The sequence below is a fragment of the Pseudoalteromonas sp. NZS11 genome, assembly GCF_015864765.1.
In the GTDB taxonomy this organism is placed as follows: Bacteria; Pseudomonadota; Gammaproteobacteria; order Enterobacterales; family Alteromonadaceae; genus Pseudoalteromonas; species Pseudoalteromonas arctica.
Map to the genome: position 1 here is coordinate 200874 of NZ_JADYWP010000002.1, position 16448 is coordinate 217321.

10 protein-coding genes are annotated in these 16448 nt (G+C 37.1%); 4 read left to right on the plus strand and 6 right to left on the minus strand.

The genetic code is table 11. From position 1 onward, the window contains the following. The first annotated feature begins 38 nt into the window (after positions 1 to 38). Both ppsA and ydiJ read left to right on the plus strand, forming a co-directional pair. The gene (gene ppsA, locus I6E82_RS04630; RefSeq protein WP_007583187.1) at positions 39 to 2414 is read left to right on the plus strand and encodes a phosphoenolpyruvate synthase; all 2376 of its coding nucleotides are present in this window, start codon (positions 39 to 41) and stop codon (positions 2412 to 2414) included. Between the two features lie 738 nt (positions 2415 to 3152). After that, positions 3153 to 6200 carry a D-2-hydroxyglutarate dehydrogenase YdiJ gene (gene ydiJ, locus I6E82_RS04635; RefSeq protein ID WP_197116932.1) on the plus strand — a complete coding sequence of 1016 codons (3048 nt, stop codon included), beginning with the start codon at positions 3153 to 3155 and terminating at the stop codon, positions 6198 to 6200. Positions 6201 to 6384: 184 nt separating this feature from the next. On the opposite strand, the gene I6E82_RS04640 is transcribed toward ydiJ, so the two are convergent. Beyond that, the gene (locus I6E82_RS04640; RefSeq protein ID WP_002962135.1) at positions 6385 to 7578 is read right to left on the minus strand and encodes a cation:proton antiporter; all 1194 of its coding nucleotides are present in this window, start codon (positions 7576 to 7578) and stop codon (positions 6385 to 6387) included. After that, complete coding sequence (locus tag I6E82_RS04645) at positions 7578 to 8789, minus strand: tyrosine-type recombinase/integrase (RefSeq protein ID WP_007583195.1); 1212 nt, start codon at positions 8787 to 8789, stop codon at positions 7578 to 7580. Before I6E82_RS04645 ends, I6E82_RS04640 begins: the two co-directional genes overlap by 1 nt. A gap of 149 nt (positions 8790 to 8938) precedes the next feature. Here I6E82_RS04645 and I6E82_RS04650 point away from each other — a divergent pair, with 149 nt between their 5' ends. Continuing rightward, positions 8939 to 9502, plus strand: a complete 564-nt coding sequence (locus I6E82_RS04650) for a YSC84-related protein (protein WP_007583197.1) — start codon at positions 8939 to 8941, stop codon at positions 9500 to 9502. A gap of 380 nt (positions 9503 to 9882) precedes the next feature. Beyond that, a complete protein-coding gene (locus I6E82_RS04655) occupies positions 9883 to 10863 on the plus strand; it encodes a hypothetical protein (protein WP_197116933.1) in 981 nt (326 codons plus the stop codon). Between the two features lie 3 nt (positions 10864 to 10866). Here the strand turns inward: I6E82_RS04655 and I6E82_RS04660 are convergent, their stop codons facing one another. From I6E82_RS04660 to I6E82_RS04675, 4 genes are all read right to left on the minus strand, one after another. Next, the gene (locus I6E82_RS04660) at positions 10867 to 11898 is read right to left on the minus strand and encodes a patatin-like phospholipase family protein (RefSeq protein WP_197116934.1); all 1032 of its coding nucleotides are present in this window, start codon (positions 11896 to 11898) and stop codon (positions 10867 to 10869) included. A gap of 402 nt (positions 11899 to 12300) precedes the next feature. Continuing rightward, complete coding sequence (locus tag I6E82_RS04665) at positions 12301 to 13707, minus strand: alanine/glycine:cation symporter family protein (protein ID WP_076924661.1); 1407 nt, start codon at positions 13705 to 13707, stop codon at positions 12301 to 12303. Between the two features lie 419 nt (positions 13708 to 14126). After that, positions 14127 to 15140: a patatin-like phospholipase family protein gene (locus I6E82_RS04670; protein WP_169060517.1), complete on the minus strand. Its 1014-nt coding sequence runs from the start codon at positions 15138 to 15140 to the stop codon at positions 14127 to 14129. A gap of 282 nt (positions 15141 to 15422) precedes the next feature. Beyond that, positions 15423 to 16412, minus strand: coding sequence for an LLM class flavin-dependent oxidoreductase (locus I6E82_RS04675; RefSeq protein WP_007583209.1), 990 nt, complete (start codon positions 16410 to 16412; stop codon positions 15423 to 15425). Positions 16413 to 16448: the final 36 nt, after the last annotated feature.

Consider the following 16448-nt stretch of genomic DNA (forward strand, 5'->3'; position numbering starts at 1 on the left):
AGTTAGACCTACAATTTGTTTTTTTTGGAGAAAGATCCGTGCAAGAATACGTTCTCTGGTATCAAGAGCTTGGTATGCAAGATGTTCCTCGAGTTGGCGGTAAAAACGCTTCACTTGGCGAAATGATTTCAAACCTAGCAAACGCTGGTGTACAAGTACCGGGTGGTTTCGCAACTACCGCAGATGCTTTTAATGAGTTTTTAGATCAATCAGGACTCACAGCAAAAATTCACAACATTCTAGATACACTCGATGTTGATGATGTAAATACACTCGCTAAAGTCGGTGCCGATATCCGCCAATGGATAATCGACACACCATTCCAACCAAACCTAGATCAAGCCATTCGCGACGCATATAGTCAACTCCATGGCGATACTGCAGCAGATGTATCATTCGCAGTACGTTCATCAGCTACCGCTGAAGATATGCCAGATGCATCATTCGCAGGCCAGCAAGAAACTTTCCTTAATGTTGTTGGTATCGATTCAGTCATGGTCGCTATTAAACACGTATTTGCTTCATTATTTAACGACCGTGCAATCTCATATCGAGTTCACCAAGGTTACGATCACCGTGGTGTGGCGTTATCGGCTGGTATTCAGCGCATGGTACGTTCAGATAAATCAGCATCTGGCGTAATGTTTAGCATTGATACAGAGTCTGGTTTTGAAGACGTTGTATTTATTACATCAAGCTACGGCTTAGGTGAAATGGTTGTACAGGGCGCAGTTAACCCTGATGAGTTTTATGTTCATAAACCAACACTCCTTAAAAATAAACCTTCAGTAGTACGTCGTAACATTGGTTCTAAAGCCATTCAAATGATTTACTCAGAAGATAAAGCACACGGTAAGCAAGTAGACATCGTTGATGTTGCCCCTGAGCTTTCAAATAAATTTTCGATTACAGATGAAGAAGTGCAAGAACTTGCCAAGCAAGCTGTAATCATCGAAAAACATTACGGTCGTCCTATGGACATCGAATGGGCAAAAGACGGTAACGACGGCAAACTATATATAGTTCAAGCACGTCCAGAAACTGTACGCTCAAACGAAGACTCTAACGTAATGGAACGCTTTCAATTAAATGGTACAAGCAACGTTGTTGTTGAAGGCCGTGCAATTGGTCATAAAATTGGTAGCGGTGTTGTTCGTGTTCTTGATTCAATCAAAGAAATGGATCAGGTACAAGTAGGCGACATTTTAGTAACCGATATGACCGACCCTGATTGGGAACCAATCATGAAACGTGCTGCAGCGATTGTTACAAATCGTGGTGGACGAACGTGTCACGCGGCAATCATTGCACGCGAACTTGGTATTCCAGCTGTTGTAGGGTGTGGTAACGCAACTGATTTAATTAAAGCGGGACAAGAAGTCACTGTATCGTGCGCCGAAGGCGATACCGGCTTTATTTACGAAGGTATTTTAGATTTTGAGATACTAACGTCACGCGTTGATAAAATGCCAGAACTACCAATGAAAGTTATGATGAACGTAGGTAACCCCGATCGTGCATTTGACTTTGCACGCTTACCGCATGCAGGTGTTGGCCTTGCGCGAGTTGAATTTATTATCAACCGTATGATTGGCGTTCATCCTAAAGCGTTATTAAATTTTGACGCTCAAACAGATGCATTAAAAGCAGAAATTACTGACATGATTGCCGGTTACGAATCACCAGTAGAGTTTTACATAACAAAACTGGTTGAAGGTATTTCTACTCTAGGGTGTGCATTTGCACCAGAGCGTGTAATTGTTCGTATGTCTGATTTTAAATCAAACGAATACGCAAACCTAGTTGGTGGCCAGCAATACGAGCCAGAAGAAGAAAACCCAATGATTGGTTTTCGTGGTGCCGCACGTTATATCTCTGAAGACTTCCGCGATTGTTTTGCACTAGAATGTGAAGCTATAAAACGCGTAAGAAATGACATGGATATGGCTAACATAGAAATCATGATCCCATTCGTACGTACCCTTGAAGAAGGCAAACGCGTAATTGAATTACTAGAAGAACATGGCCTTAAACGCGGCGATAATGGTCTTAAAGTAATCATGATGTGTGAGCTACCTTCAAATGCATTACTTGCAGATGAATTCTTAGAAATGTTTGATGGTTTTTCTATCGGCTCTAACGATTTAACACAGTTAACGCTTGGTCTTGACCGTGATTCTGGTTTAATCGCACATTTATTTGATGAGCGTGACCCTGCAATTAAAAAGCTACTTTCTATGGCAATTAAAACAGCTAAAGCAAAAGGAAAGTACGTAGGTATTTGTGGCCAAGGTCCTTCAGATCATGAAGACTTTGCAGCATGGTTAGTAGAGCAGGGTATTGACTCTGTTTCATTAAACCCAGACACAGTAATAGAAACATGGTTATACCTAGCTAAAAAATTAGCAAAGTAATAAATAGGTAAGCTATAAAAAATGCCAGCAATAAATTGCTGGCATTTTTTTATACTCAATTAAAAGTAAATTAACGGGCTAATTTTTTATCTAAATAAGCACATGATTTAGTTAACGCCTTTTGACAAAGTGATAAGTAATGTCGCGCTTTAGGGTAGTAAAACGAAAAGCATAATAAACCCGCCATAAAAAATATAAGTGATGGCTAAGGGCGTGTTGATCTTTGTGGATTGAAATTTGTTCAATCTAGGGGCGATTTAATCGTGGCGCGAGGTTTGTAACCTAGTGGGCTAAGTAAAAACCGAGCAAAGCTTCCGCGTCCTGCTCACGCCCCTTACCTACATCCATGTAGGCAACAAAGAGTTAATCGTCCCTAGAAAGAACCCATTGGGCAGCGCATGTTTGGTATTTATGCTGCGTTATCGCCTATTTATGGGGAGTAACCACACTACATAGGCTCTGCCTTGCCTAAAAACCAAACATACTGCTGCAAATTCAACAACCAAAGGTCAACACGCCCTAGCTACAACCGCAAAAAATAATCCTAGCAAAATAAATAACACGCCACTGATCTGTAATAGTAATTTTTTCATATAATACACCTTATTACTTGTTAACTTGAGTATAATTTAAGCTGCATTAAAATCGACTAAAAGAGTGTTACAAACTGTAAAATCTTCAATTTCTATTCGCCATCACCATGATATAATTAGTCAAATGCCCTAAAATATCGCCGTCATGATAGCAACAATTACACAGCAAGATGCCGCGACAGAGCTTGTCGCAAACTACCTAAATACCATTGCAAACCAAGGTTTTATTGGAGACACCGACGCAAGTTATGCAACGCGTATTACCGCTTCAACTGATAACAGTGTGTATCAGCAAATACCGCAAGGTGTTATTTTTCCAAAAAATGAAAAAGATATTCAACTCGCACTGCAAACTGCATCTCGCGACCCGTTTTTATCATTAACTTTTGGTCCTCGTGGCGGTGGAACAGGCACTAACGGACAATCGTTAACACCTGGTATTGTTGTAGATTTGTCTCGCTATATGCGCGAAATCCTCGAAATAAATGTAGAAGAAGGCTGGGTACGCGTTCAAACCGGCGTAATAAAAGATCAACTTAATGACTTTTTAAAACCTTATGGCTTTTTCTTCTCACCCGATTTATCTACCAGTAACAGGGCAACTATTGGTGGCATGATAAGTACTGACGCATCGGGGCAAGGCTCGTTAGTTTACGGTAAAACGAGCGATCATGTTTTAGGGCTAACAACTTATTTAGTTGATGGCACACCTATGTGTACCTCCCCAATAGACATCGACAAAGCACAAATTATAGCTAATCAAGACTCATTAATTGGTAGTTTATATAAAACAGTTTTAGATATTTCAGTTAATGAACGCGCTGCTATTTTAGCTAAGTTTCCACGGTTAAATCGTTTTTTAACCGGCTACGACCTAGAGCATGTGCTAAGTGATGACTTACTTACCTTTGACATGAGCCGACTAATAACGGGTTCAGAAGGCTCATTAGGTATAGTAACTGAAGCAAAATTAAACATAACGCCTATTGCCGAATTCAAAACGCTTATTAATATTAAGTATGATAGTTTTGACTCAGCACTTCGTCATTCACCATTTTTAGTCGATGCACGTGCAACATCGGTAGAAACCGTTGATAGCAAAGTTTTAAACTTAGCGCGTGAAGATATCATTTGGAATTTAGTATCGGACTTAATAACCGACGTACCAAATAAAGATATGCAAGGCCTTAACATGGTCGAGTTTAATGCAGTATCAAACGATGATATAAAAGACAAAGTAGACACGCTTTGTAAGCTTCTAGATGAATGCGTAATAAATCAAACTAATGGCGTTATTGGTTATCAGTTAACCAGTGATAAAAGCGATATACTAAAAATTTACGCAATGCGTAAAAAGTCAGTGGGTTTATTAGGTAATGTAAAAGGCAGCCAAAAACCGCTCGCCTTTGCAGAAGACACCGCTGTACCGCCTGAAAATTTAGCAGATTATATTGTCGAATTTAGAGCATTACTCGACAGCCACAATTTACAGTATGGTATGTTTGGCCATGTTGATGCGGGGGTTTTACATGTACGCCCAGCACTTGATATGTGCGACCCAGAACAAGAAAAACTACTACGAACTATTTCAGATCAGGTAGTAAAACTAACCGCTAAGTACGGCGGTTTAATGTGGGGCGAACACGGTAAAGGTTACCGTAGTGAATATAGCCCTGAGTTTTTTGGTGAGCATTTATATACGCAACTTCGAAAAATAAAAACAGCTTTCGATCCTAACAATCGCATTAACCCCGGTAAAATATGTACTCCTATTGATAGTGAAGACTCACTAGTTAGTGTAGATGGACAAAAGAGATCGCACTTCGATAAGCAAATATCAATAGAAGTTAAAACCAGTTTTAACAATGCAATGACCTGTAATGGTAATGGCATATGCTTTAATTACGATGAAAATTCACCTATGTGTCCATCGTATAAAGTAACTGGCGATCGCCGTAATTCACCAAAAGGACGCGCAAGTTTAATGCGTGAATGGCTTCGTCTGCAAGAGTCAAAAAATGTAGATTTGCTCGAAGTAGAAAAGCAACTTAACAAAGGTGAAGTCATTACCTGGTGGGAACGTTTTGTTCATAGCCGCGAAAAACGAAAAGGTATTTACGACTTTTCTCACGAAGTAAAAGCGTCAATGGATGAATGTTTAGCGTGTAAGGCATGTACAACTGCATGCCCAATTAAAGTAGATGTACCCACTTTTCGTTCGCGCTTTTTAAATTATTATCATAGTTATTATGCACGCCCGCTAAAAGATTACCTTGTTGGTAACATAGAAAATAGCGCGCCATTAATGGCAAAGTTCGCTAAAGTTATAAATCCAATTGTTAAAACATCATTAGTTAGTAATGTTATTAAAAAAACGGTTGGCTATGTTGATACACCACAGTTAAGTATTCCTGCACTTTCAAAGCGTGTTACTAAAATACAAAAATTCGATTTTGATTTACTAAATAAATTAAATGCAGAGCAACAAAGTGAATATGTATTAATAGTACAAGACCCATTTACGAGCTTTTACGAAGCCGAATTAGTAGAAAGTTTTATTACTTTAATAACCCAACTTGGCAAAAAACCAATGCTATTACCTTTTAAACCAAATGGTAAACCGCAACACGTAAAAGGTTTTTTGCATGAATTTAAAGTTACAGCTAAAAATGCAGCCGAGTTTTTAAATAAATTAAATGATATTAATGCACCGTTAGTCGGTTTAGATGCGTCACTCGTTATGTGTTATCGCGATGAATATAATACAATTTTAGAAAATAACCGTGGCGAATTTAATGTGCAGCTTGCTCATGAATGGCTAGAAACACAATCGTTTAAATCACTAAGCGCAAAGCAAAATACAGATACCGAATTTACATTACTGAGTCATTGTACTGAAACAACTGCGCTGCCAAAAGCAGCAAATGTATGGCAAACAATTTTCAATGATATTGGTTTAACATTAAAAACAACAAATACAGGTTGTTGTGGAATGGCGGGAACTTATGGCCACGAAGCACAAAATCAAGATAACTCACGTGCGCTTTACGAAATGAGCTGGAAACCAATTGTAGATAAAAATAAACCTGAGCAACTTTTATCTACCGGCTTTTCGTGTCGTAGCCAAGTTAAACGTTTTGAACAATTTAAACCAAAACACCCAATTGAATTACTAGCACAGGTTCTTAAATAACTTTATAAAATAAGAGTGCTTAAATAAGATCACTTATATAAGAGTACTTAAATATTTTTATCTAAATACAAATTAGTAAATTATTTATTAAATAAAAAAAGGCGCAACGATTAACTTCATCAGTGATGAAAATAACCGTTACGCCTTTTTTAATACGTATTCTTAATTTACCTAGTTTAAATAATTATTTTTTTACAAAACTATCAGCAATAGGTTTAGTGCTAATACCATGTATAAATACACTAAACAGAATAGTCGTCATTGCTATTGTCGCTATTTGATATTTGTTTTCTATTTGCGTATCTATCACCATCAATGTAAAAACAATTGATGCTAATCCTCTTGGCCCAAACCACGCAAATGTAAAACGCTCTTTAATACTCAATGCCGTAAACTGCAGAGACAGCATAACTGGAATTATTCTAATCAATGTTGTACTTAACAAAGCGTAAATTATAATTTCAGTATTTAATTTAGGAATAACTAAGTAAGCACAAACAAACCCGAACAAGCACCAAATCATTAACGATGTGAAATCTGCTATGTGCTCTGAGTCTTCAATTAATTCTGTTCTAACTTCTTCGGTCGAAAATTTATCAAATAATAAGCCTGCAATAAACACCGCAATAAAACCACTGCCATGAAAATACTGAGTGACAGAAAATACAGCCATTGCAAAACCGAGTAATAAAAATGGACTGGTATTTTGTGCAAAGTAATGACGTTTCATTGCAAAGTTTAAACTCGGTATAAAAACAGCAATACTTGTAATAGCTATTAATAAAGCCAAGCCAAGCTCTCGTCCAAACACACTTAATGTTTGTGTTGCGGTAATAGCTGAATCAGGATTTTTAGCGAGTAATATAAATATTAAAAATATGGGTACGCATAATCCATCGTTCAAACCACTTTCAGTATTTATTCCTTCGCGTATTTTTTCAGGTACTTGTGTACTTGCTAGTAACCCTTTACTTAAAGCTGCATCGGTAGGCGTTAAAATAATAGCGAGCAAAGCCGCTTGAATAAGTGAAAGCTCAGCAAAGAAAAATAAAGCAACAGCTATACCGAGTAATAAAGTTAAGGGTAGGGCAACAAACAACAGTAAACTAGGATACTGAAAACTATGCCTTAATACACTTAGCTTTGATTTAGCTGCATCAGAAAATAAAAATATACTTAGCGTAAGCTCTATAAATGGTAATAAAAGATCAACGCCTTCTTTTATTTTATGCCCTTCGTTGGGTAGCATTGAAGCTAAACATATTCCGCCAACAACAAAAAACATTGGGCCTGTTACTTCTGTTTTTTCTAACTGGCGAAGTGTTAAAGAATAAATTAAAAATAATCCGCCTATAAATGCTATTACTAAATACTCCATTAAATTTTCCTTTTAAGTCCTGACTTTGCTCGCTCTTTAATATTTGTTTGAATATAAATTTGATCGGTAGTCGCAATTTTAGAATGACCTAAATCTTCTGACAAATGTTTAAGCGGTCTGGTTTGCGCATCATGTGTGGCACCAGTATGGCGAAGCCAATGCGCAGTTGCAGCGCCAAGTTGTTCAGCATCATCTTTAAAACCATCATCAAGTAATGATTGCTGTGCATAATCAAAACTTTGTTGAACTAAACGCCTAATTTGCCTTACGGTCATACCACCTTGCCCGCGAATTTTATGAACCAAGGGATCTGATTCATCAACACGGGGAAGGGCAGGTAAACCTCTGTATAGTCTATAACGTTTTAAATATTCAACAAAATCATCGCTTAAGGTTACATCTCGTAATTTATTACCTTTGCCCATAATACGTAAAAACCAGAAACCATCATTATCTTGCCAAAAATGAGACATCACCGGCGACCACTGTGGGCGCTCAGATAATTCTGAGATTCGTAAATAAAGACCTTTTAAGCAGGCAAGCGTAAATAAGTTTCGCTCTAAATCAGGGTTATGTTCGCATAAATCACGCGTTACACCAAAAACGTATTCCCATTGAATATCGCTTAATGTGTCTGGAATTTGAATTTGTGATTGAACAACTAAGTACGGACTATTTTTTTTAACAACAGGGACAAAGTTAGCAAATGTTTTTTCTTCTAGTAAGGCAAACTTATAAAACACATTTAATGCTGTAAACATAGACGATAAAGTTTGCTGACTAGCAATGGATTCTTTAAGCATAAAAGGGCGCCAGTTTTGGTTTAATCGACGAATTCCTTGTTCATCTTTATAACGCCATTGCACTGAAGTTGCAGCCCATGCTTTATCGGGTTCAACCATAAAATCAACGTAAGCTTCAATATCTTCACGTTTTAAATCGAATACTGATTTTTCTGCGATTAACCATGACCATAAATAAAAGCGTTCAAGCTCATTTCGAAAACGACTATAAGTGGCTTCTGATTTTCGGCCATAAACATATAAAAACTGATACAAGAATGTCAGATCGGCTTTTGATTCAGTTACAGTCAAGCCAATTTCCTGTATAAAGGATGCAAGTTCTGGGTATTCTGAATTGAGAGTACCGTCATCTAGATGGGCAATTTGATATCTTAATTGTTTTAACGTATCAACCAAAGCAACAAGCATAATGTATAAATATTCAATTAAATAATAGACTTACAGAATAACGTTAAAGTCCGATACTGTCTAGTATTGGACATAGTAAAGCTCTAATTATTTTAATACCGTGATTATTCTATGGTTGTTGGTTGCTATATCTTATTAAGGAAAACATTATGAAAAAACTAATTATACTAAGTGTACTTGCTTTAACTGTTGCGTTAACTGGGTGTGCTACTACAGGTAGTGCATCGCCAAGCGAAAAACGTTCACTTGTACAAAGTATGAAAGCAAACACATTAGATAAATTATACGCTGAAAAACCTGATGTTAAAAAACAAATTGCTAACTCTGCTGGTTATGCTGTATTCGATAACGCGAATGTAAATGTAGTGCTTGCTAGCTTTGGCGGTGGTTACGGTGTTGTTAGAAATAATCTTACAGGTAAATCGACTTACATGAATATGGGCGAAGCCGGTTTAGGACTTGGCTTAGGCGTTAAAGATTTTAACGTTGTAATGGTTTTTCATAACCAAGCTGCATTAAACAGATTTATTGAACATGGTTGGGCATTTGGCGGAAACGCTGATGCAGCAGCAAAATATGAAGATAAAGGCGGTGCATTGGTTGCCGAAGCGATTGCAGATCAAGTTACTGTATATTCTGTAACCGAAAATGGCCTTGCACTACAAGCTGTATTAAAGGGAACTAAGTTTTGGGTTGATTCAGAGCTTAATTAACCACCAAATTACTCTCCTAAAAGCGAGCTGGTTTGTATAATCACGCTCGCTTTATTAAAACCCACTCAATTTAACATAACGTAATTTATAGGCAGTCTTATATCGCGTTATTTCTTCTTTCATTTATTTCTGGCTTTGCTTCTATTTGAGTTTGAAGGTGCACAATGATTAACTGTGTAGATTCATGCCCTTGCTTTTAGCAAAGTATGTATATGTCTATCTTATCATTCACATAATTCTGTTTAACATTATTTTTATTTTTATCATTCTTACACATATTTATAGAATATAAATTCTTCCACAAATTTTTTGAGTAACATACACAATTATTATAAATTATTGATAAAATATAAATTCGAATTATAAATTAAGGATGATTAGTGAATTTAGCAAATGAAACTAAGCAACAGCATTTTATTTCAGCTTATGAGCAAGGGTTAAACTCTTTGAACCCTAATGCACTAAAAAGAAGCAATAAAAAGATATATTCATTTACTTTAAAAGATAGACAGTCGCAATCATTTAAATTGGATAATGAAAAAGGTACTAGTATTGATTCTAGCTTAAGTGCTTTTGATCTCTATAGTTTTGATATGATAGATAAGAATATAAGACTTAATTTTGAGGATCTATTTAAAAAATATGAATCTCTTTTAGAGATCAATACTACTGCTCTTTTATCAAAAATACTAAAAAAAGATAATAACGTGAAAGATGAGATTTATTATTTATTTTTCATTAAGTTTCTGAATTTCATTAGAAACCCTTACTGTATTAATAAGGTATTTAACACATTCCCATATTTAAAATCATTGCAACCAACCAATCCTCTCCATCTAAAATACTATGAAAAAATCCTTAATGGTATAAATTATTCACAAGCTTTTAACTGTAAAAAATTTGATATATCTACTGAGGACTACAGAGATTGGCTTGCTCTGTTATTTAATTTATTAATTCCACATGGAAAAGATAACAAAGTAATATTTGAAGATATTGTCAGAGATCTCTATGTGAATGAATCTAGTTTCATTATGGTAAATGCTTTTTACTATACAAATCATTCATGTCTTCTATCTGATCGTGGCTTTTCTACACCTATTGAATCTGATGAATATTTATCTTTTGATTTTAACTTATGTTCTAATGTTTTTTTACGGTATACATTTGCTGATATTTATACCGTTGCTCCAAAGAATGCTTCTTCAAAAATAATCGATCTATATAAGAAAATGCCAAAAAAAATTATATACAAGGTTGAAGTAGATAATTTAGAAGCTTTAATTAAATATAATCAGAATGTTGTTTTCCAATGTCATGCTAAATTTTTTAATTCAACTATTGACTGCTATGGTTTATAAGGTTTAAATAAAATCTCCGCTATTTATTTTGTTATCAAACGCTTCAGCCAATTTCTCAGTTTCACTAAAAACAGTATTCCAATATTTAATACGCGTATCTGCATCAAGATCGGTAAAGTCATTTCTGTCTGGAATTTTTCCGTAAGGTAAGCTTGCTACAAATTCTTTTGATGGAGTGATCATCACTACGTTATCGTAATTAAGTGGTGATACTTTACGTTTTAAATTTTTATCGAACCACCCTGCTTTTGGCTCTGAATTAAAATGCGGATATAAAATTAAGCCTGGGTTATTAATTTTTAAATCAAAGTGGTAATCGATAATTCCGCCGTCGCGATACATACCCAGCGGCGAGCCTGCAATATTTTTTATGCCTTGCATAACAAGTGGTATTGAACCCGATGCAAGTAATGCATCTTTTAAATTATTTTGAGTAAGTAAAATGTTTTGCGTTTTAAAATTATAGCTGTCGGTAATTGATAAATTGCTGTTTGGTGCGCCAAAAATAAAACGCTCATACTGCGAGCCTAATAATTTTCGGTTAACGCGGTTTAACATATAACTTTTTGATAAACCCAGTAGTTGTATTAATTTATTTTCGCTGGCAATAAAGCCATTCGATTTTGCTACTATAAAGTGCGCTTTAAATATTGGGTTATTAATAATTTCGGTTACGCCGTTATCGCCAAAAACATCTTCAAGTAATGTGCGCGCTTTTATTGTTATTTCATTTGGTGTTGGTTTATTACTTGAGTACCTAGTTTGCGAATACGATTTTGCTAATCGCTCAATGGCAGCAACGGGATCGTTTTGTGCAAAACACGCAGAGCGAAAAGCGCCGGCAGATGACCCAATTAAATTAAGTGGTTGGGTACGGTTTTTAAAAAATTCACCAAAAATATATTTATCTAAGCCGAATAATGTAAACCACTTTGGCCCACCACTTGCGCCTAAAAAAGAAGTGAAAAGTTCAGGTTTAAAGCCCTGTTCGTTAATAATTTTAGCCGCTGTTTTCCCTGCGTGAATCTCGATCATTTAAAAAATTATGCCTTTTATTTTGGTTGCTGTAGTTATTTCATAATACTTAAAGTGAATATTTATGCAAAATGAAAAGCGGTTTTATGTTGCCATAAAACCGCTTTTTATAGTTAAGTGTGCTTAAAGTACGTTGGGCGTGTTGACCTTTGTGGATTGAAATTTGTTCAACCTAAGGGCGATTAAATCGCGGCGCGAGATTTGTAACCTAGTGGGCTAAGTAAAAACCGAGCAACAATGAGTTAAGCTCCCTTAGGAAGAACCCGCAGGGCAGCGCATGTTTGGTATTTATGCTACGTTATCGCCTATTTATGGGGAACAACCACACTTCATAGGCTCTGCCTTGCCTAAAAACCAAACATACTGCTGCAGATTCAACCACCAAAGATCGACACGCCCTAATTAATCCCAAATGCCGTCTTCGCATTTGCCCTGTACTTTTACATCTTTTACTTTAAATTCGGGCTCTAAACCTTTGTCTCTTTGTGCGTGGTAATCGCTCGTAACAGACAAAATAGTCGGCGTTAACAGTATAATAGCGATAACGTTAACCACTGTCATTAACCCTAAGGCAATATCGGCTAAATCCCAGACTTCTTTTAATGTGGCCGACGCGCCCCACAACATCATTGATAAATAAAGCAAAGTGTAAATGCCGCGCCCTACTTTGTTGTCGAGTTTAAATAAGTGCAAGTTACTCTCTGCATAGGCGTAGTTTGCCACCACCGATGTAAAAGCAAATAAGGTTATAGCGGCTGCTACAAAGTAAACACCACCTTGTGCTAAATGAGCGGTCATCGCGCTTTGTGTTAGACGAATGCCTTCCATTTCGCCGCTAATGTCTATATCGGCTAATAAAATGATCACCGCGGTACAGCTACACAGTACTATTGTATCGAAAAATACGCCTAGCATTTGTATGTAACCTTGCGTTACAGGGTGATTAGGAATTGGGCTGGCACTTGCTGAAGCATGCGGGACACTACCTGCACCGGCCTCATTAGAATATAAACCACGTTGAATACCGTTTTTAATGGCTGCGCCCATTGCACCCGCTCCGGCTTCTTGTAAACCAAATGCTGATAAAAATATATCTTTAAGCATGGCAGGTACTTGCGTGAAATTTATAATCGTAATAATAACGGCGGCAAGTACAAACACAATGCCCATTATTGGCACAACACGTTCTGCAAATCGGGCAATTGCTTTAAAGCCACCGAGTATAATTGAGCCGGCTAGCACGGTAATAACCAGGCCTGAATAAAATGTAGGAACTTCAAACGCGTAATTAAGTGCGTCGGTAATTGTGTTAGTTTGCATTGCGCTAAACGTAAAGCCGTAACCTAAAAACAAACACGCAGCAAACACAATTGCGAATGCTCGGCTACCCAAACCTTGTTGAATATAATACGCAGGGCCGCCTCTAAATTCGCCGCCACTATCGCGCACTTTATATACTTGCCCAAGTACGCTTTCAGCAAAGCCTGTAGCCATACCCAATATGGCTATTACCCACATCCAAAATATAGCGCCGCTGCCACCAAGTGAAATTGCCACTGCCACACCGGCTAAATTACCGGTACCTACTCGTGCACAAAGCCCTGTACACAACGCTTGAAATGACGAAATGTCGTCTTTTTTACATTTGCTACTTCCTTTTAAAAGGCTAAACATATGTTTAAATTTAAGTATTTGAATTGCTTTTAGTCGTACCGAAAACCATATACCTGTAAACAAAAGTATATAAATAAGTACCTGACCTTCTCCCCATAAAAGGTTGTTTACACTTTTGACGACGGTATCGAACATTATTAATCCCTTTTTATTTTATACTTTTACTTTATGTTAGCACCGACTTTAAACTCTGCATGCAGCGCTACTCAACTTTAAAACTCCGGCAGCTAATTATGCATTAAACATAATAGTGTTTAAGTTTGGCTTTACCCGATAGTGAAGTGTGTATTGGTGTTTAATAATCTGTAAGTAAGCACATTCAACATTGAATTTTATTTCTATAAATATGAATAATAAATCATACCTACACTTTATATTGATTAGTTAAAAAATCAATAATATCTTTTTAAGATTCAGTATTTTATTTTGCGCATAGGTGCGGGATGCAATAGTTTTTATTTTGATGCAGTAAGGTTTATATGAGGCGTAATGAGGATTAAGAATGGCAAAAAAATAGCGCATAAAGTTATGCGCTTTTTTGTAATTATATTTAATTAGTTATAGCTGTATTGTGTAGGTGCACTGTAATGGTTGTTGCTGTTAATCTGTAAATTTTGCATTGCTAAGTATGAGCGACCGGCATCTAAGCCTAATTTATGATCAAAACGTAAATCGTTATTTGAACTACCTAATAATTTGCTATGCAGTTTTTCGTCTGCAAAAATTTGTATTATTTCCACATCACTTGGTGGGTTTGCAATAAACTCAAGCTCATCTAAATACGCTTTCTCGTGCTGTATCAAGTAGTCCAATGTTTTTGGACAATAGCCTGATGCTATAGCAAATGATCTTAGCTTTTGTACCCATGCAGATTGCGCTTGAAAATTAGCGTCAACCGTTCTTATTACAACAATTTTACGAGCCCCTCGGTTGTAAGCTTCACGCACTGGTAATGGAGCGGCTAAACCGCCGTCTAGGTAAAAATCGCTCTGTACTTGCTCTTCAGCAAGGTGTATTTCGTTAGCTGCTTTTGCGTTTAACCAAGGGGTTAACTTTACACCCTGTTTGTATAAAAACGGGAGTGCGCTAGAAGCCTTTAACAAATCACGCCATTGACCACTCTCACCTGTTGGCGATAAATAATAAGCTTTTCTGTCTCGTGCGTTAGTGGCTGTTATAAGTAGTTCACGCTCACCTAAACTCGTTTTCGCTGTTTTGAAATCTATAGCTCTGTTTACTTCAGTGGTTTTGTCAAAGTACCAATCTAAATCAACTATATGCTTACCCACTAATCCGCGACCAAGCTGAAAAAAACGTTTGTTACGCGAAAGCCCTCTAATTAGGCGTTTGGCATAGCCTTTTTGACGCGCTAAGTAACTAGTTAAGTTTTGCGAACCTGCAGAGGTGCCAATGAATAAATCGAATGGGTCATATTCTTGCTCTAACCACGCATCAAGTACGCCAGCTGTGAAGATCCCTCGCTGCCCGCCACCTTCAGCAATCAGTGCAACTTTTGGTTGCGCTGTTTTGTTAACTGAATTAGCTGTTGCGCTATTTAGAGACTTCACGGTGAACCTACCTTTATTTAATGATGTTTGGTTTAATACATACATTATAAAAAATAAAAGTGATATCTTAAAATTGATTATTTAAATCAGTTCGATTGAAAAAACAGAACGGTATGTAAAGCAAAATATATACTAAAAATAGCAATCAAATTTACTTTGAATATTTAAATAACAAATACAGACATCACTTAAAGTTAATAAAATGAGTTAAAAAAGTTTAACTTTTGATGATGTCTGTATGTTAACAAGCCCAGAGTGTACGCTTGCTTAACTAACTATATTTTAGTGCTTTATTTCCATTAAAATTTCGAGTGCACGGTGGCGTTTTTCACTATCGAATACATCATTGGTAAATATAAACTCATCAACTTCTAGCTGTTTCGCTATCATCTCTAACTTGTGTTTAATACTTACATGTCCGCCTACTACGCTTAGACTTAAAAAGTTCTCTACATGAGCGCGTTCTTGTTCGCTCCATAACCCGTCCATGCTTTCAACAGGTGGTTTTAGCCACAGCTCGTTACCGCGTATCAGTTCGAGCACACGTTGCTTAGAAGTAGTCGACAAGTATTGCGCTTCATCGTCGGTGTCTGCTGCCACTAAAGGCAGTGCAAGCATGACGTATGGCTTATCAAGTACGCTTGATGCTTTAAATTCGCGCTTATACAACGCTATTGCGTCGTGCACGAAGCGCGGTGCAAAATGTCCTGCAAATACATACGGTAACCCTTTTTGCGCCGCTAGTTGCGCGCTAAATAAACTCGAGCCTAATAACCAAATAGGAACGTTTGTGTCCTCACCCGGTATAGCACGTATAGGGTGCGTACCGTTGTAAGGACCTAACAATGTTTGCAGCTCAGTTACTTCACCCGGGAAGTTTTCTGCACGGCTCATATCGTTGTTTAATGCACGACTCGTTACAGGGTCGCTGCCGGGGGCACGCCCTAGTCCTAAATCTATTCGCCCTGGATATAAGCTCTCTAACGTACCAAATTGTTCAGCAACAACTAATGGGGAGTGGTTTGGCAGCATAATACCGCCCGATCCAACGCGTATCTTTTTGGTATTACCTGCAATGTGTCCAACCAAAATAGAAGTGGCAGCACAAATTATTCCTGGCATATTATGATGCTCAGCAAGCCAAAAACGGTTAAAGCCAAGTTCATCTGCACGTTGGGCGTATTTAGTACTTTTATGAAGAGTGTTAGTAACGCTGTCCCCTTTGATCATGGGGGCAAGTTCTAATAACGAAAAAGGAATGGAATTTAACAAAATAGCAGCTCCTAAAAATGCATGCTAATAATGGAT

Bases quoted from the DNA above. Each gene is read 5' to 3' on its own strand.
- ydiJ (WP_197116932.1), top strand. From the start codon at position 3,153: ATGATAGCAACAATTACACAGCAAGATGCCGCGACAGAGCTTGTCGCA.
- I6E82_RS04640 (WP_002962135.1), bottom strand. From the start codon at position 7,578: ATGGAGTATTTAGTAATAGCATTTATAGGCGGATTATTTTTAATTTAT.
- I6E82_RS04645 (WP_007583195.1), bottom strand. From the start codon at position 8,789: ATGCTTGTTGCTTTGGTTGATACGTTAAAACAATTAAGATATCAAATT.
- I6E82_RS04650 (WP_007583197.1), top strand. From the start codon at position 8,939: ATGAAAAAACTAATTATACTAAGTGTACTTGCTTTAACTGTTGCGTTA.
- I6E82_RS04660 (WP_197116934.1), bottom strand. From the start codon at position 11,898: ATGATCGAGATTCACGCAGGGAAAACAGCGGCTAAAATTATTAACGAA.
- I6E82_RS04665 (WP_076924661.1), bottom strand. From the start codon at position 13,707: ATGTTCGATACCGTCGTCAAAAGTGTAAACAACCTTTTATGGGGAGAA.